1 protein-coding gene is annotated in these 444 nt (G+C 62.2%); it reads right to left on the bottom strand.

Features of this window, described 5'->3' with window-relative positions:
• On the bottom strand, positions 1–427 hold a 427-nt coding region (locus ACOSDM_RS20135), incomplete at its 3' end, for an IS30 family transposase (protein ID WP_420726321.1).
• Between the last annotated feature and the right edge of the window lie 17 nt (positions 428–444).

Genomic DNA, 444 nt, shown 5'->3' with positions numbered 1-444 from the left:
TCTCGTTCAGGCGATGGTGCTGGGCGAACTCGGTGCCGTTGTCGAATGTGACGGAGCGGCGCATGTCGCTGTGGAGGCTCTGGAACCAATCGGTCATCCGCTTGAGGACAGCGCCGGATGCCTTGCCCTTGAGGCGGGCGAGGTGGGTGTAGCGGGACTGTCTTTCATGCAGCACGAGCAGGGCCTGTCCGTATTTGGAGAACATCATCAGGTCGGCCTCCCAATGGCCGGGCTGGCGTCTGTCTTCGATCTGTACCGGTCTGTCGTGGATGGATCGATGCGCGGTGAAGTGACGGATCGGGCTGCCGCCGCGCCGTCCGGGCCGGCCGCGCTGGAAGCGGGCCTTTGGCAGTAGACGGTGCCAATAGTCTTTCTGGGCGGTTCGGTGATAGATGAAGCGATAGATTGCTTCGTGGCTGATGGTCATGTCAGGGTTGGTTCGCG

It is taken from the genome of Hwanghaeella sp. LZ110, assembly GCF_048892525.1.
GTDB lineage: Bacteria > Pseudomonadota > Alphaproteobacteria > UBA8366 > Aestuariispiraceae > Pacificispira.
Note: the sequence above shows the minus strand (reverse complement) of the source record. Positions and strands in the feature narration are given on the sequence as shown.